Source organism: Nitrospira sp. BLG_2 (assembly GCF_049222245.1).
This window is the reverse complement of record NZ_JBLYIG010000589.1, coordinates 1-1979: the sequence shown is the minus strand read 5'-3', so window position 1 is coordinate 1979 and position 1979 is coordinate 1. Positions and strand designations below refer to the sequence as shown.

Genomic DNA, 1979 nt, shown 5'->3' with positions numbered 1-1979 from the left:
AAGACCGCGATGAGCACTCCCCACCATCCGGCTTCCATCAAGACGCTCCTTGTTTCTGCAATCTCGCAAATCGGCCGTAAAGAGTTTCGCTGAACAGAATGACGAGAAAAATGATGCCCTGCATCACAAGCACGGTCGCGTCGGGTAGCTCATGGGCTCGCTGCAACAGTCCGCTGCTGGCGCGGATGCCTCCCAGCAAGACGGCAACGGGAATAACCGCCAAGGGATTATTGCGCGCCACAAAAGCCACGAGAATGCCGGCATACCCATAATTGGCGTTGAGGGTATCGTTGGCCCTCCCGTGGATGGCCGCGACCTCCACCATGCCCGCCAGTCCTCCGGCGGCTCCCGCCACGAAGCACACGATAAGAATCAACCGCCCCACCGGCAGTCCGGCGATCTGGGCGGCTCGCACATTGCCCCCTGCAATCTGAGAGGCAAAACCGAACACCGTGTGATGCATGAGAAACCACGCGATGACACAGGCCACAATGCCGAACACCAATCCCCAGTGGAGGTCTGTTCCCGGGATGACGCCGATCATATTGGCCTCTCCGATATGATGCGTCGAAGGATGATTGAGGCTCTCCGGGTCGCGGAAGGTGCTGGTGACGAGGTGGTTCAACAGCGCAATGGCAATGTAGTTCAGCAAGAGACTGCTGATGGTTTCATTGACGGCGCGATAGTGCCGAAGGGCGCCTCCAATGGTGAGCCACAGACCGCCCGCCGCCATACCGGCGAGCGCCATGGTGATCAGAACGACCATGGGAGGAGCCGTAGGCATCATGAGAGCGGCGAGCGCCGCAAAGAGGCCACCCATGACGACGGCGCCTTCGCCTCCAATGATGATCAAGCCGAGATAGCCGGGCAGCGCAGTGCACAGAGCCGTCAGCATCAACGGCGCGGCACGGACCAGCGTGTTTTGCCACGAAAATGACGTGCCGAAGGCGGCGCGATACATTGTCTGATAGACCTCGAACGGATCCGCTCCGGCCGAAGCCACGAAGATTCCGAACAACACCATCGAGACCGTCAGAGATCCGACGATGATGAGGAACGGTTCCAACGCTTTATTCAGAGTCTGCGGCACGGCTATCTCATGACTTCGTTGAGCCGATGACTCCCTCGGCCAGCCAATCCATACTTTCCAGCCAGATATCGGTTTGGACATGCTCCTTGCCTGCCGCGATGACGACGCGACCGGTATTGTCTTTGATCGGACCCTTGTATACGACCATCCCTCCGCTCATGAACTTTTCTTTGGCTGCGTCGGCCTGTTTGCGGACGGCTTCCGTCACCGCTTGGTTATAATCGGAGACCCGCACGATTCCTTCCTTCAACCCTCCTCGCACCAGGTGAGGAATTTGCTGTCCCTTACGGATCATCTCGGCATAGTCCATGTAGACTTTGGCCCAATTCCATTCGGCTCCCGTGAGATAGCCTTTGGGCGCGAGCTTGGATTGATTGCAGTGGTAACCGGTGCAGAAGATGCCACGCTTTTCGCAGGTCGTGATGACGACCTTGGGACTATCGACGTGACAGGTGACGACGTCGATCCCTTGATCCACCAAGCTGTTCGTCGCTTCCGCTTCACGGACCGGCAATGACCAGTCGCCCGTGAAGATCACATGGACCGTCGTGTTTGGCTTGATGCTGCGGGCCCCGAGGGTATAGTTGTTGACGTTCCGGAGTACTTGGGGGATTGGTTTGGCGGCCACGAATCCCAGCTTTCCGCTCTTGCTCATCCCTCCCGCGACAATGCCCGCCACGTATTGCGATTCGTCGATATAGCCGAAGTAACTTCCGACGTTCTTCGGGTGTTTTCCCTCCTGATAGAGCCCTCCACAGTGCAAGAACTGAATATTGGGATAGGTGGGCGCGATCTTGAGAATGTGCGGATCGAAATACCCGAAGGAGGTGGGGAAAAGCACCTGCGCTCCGTCCAGCTTAACCATGCTCTCCATGGTTTTTTGGACCTC

2 protein-coding genes are annotated in these 1979 nt (G+C 57.6%); both read right to left on the bottom strand.

Annotated elements, in window-relative coordinates; translation table 11 throughout:
• Window positions 1–37: 37 nt before the first annotated feature.
• Entirely contained in the window at window positions 38–1090 is a 1053-nt protein-coding gene (locus tag ACOSYY_RS15680; RefSeq protein WP_421663551.1) for an ABC transporter permease, read from the bottom strand.
• Between the two features lie 7 nt (window positions 1091–1097).
• A partial coding sequence (locus ACOSYY_RS15675) for a BMP family ABC transporter substrate-binding protein (RefSeq protein ID WP_421663549.1) occupies window positions 1098–1979 on the bottom strand: 882 nt, incomplete at its 5' end.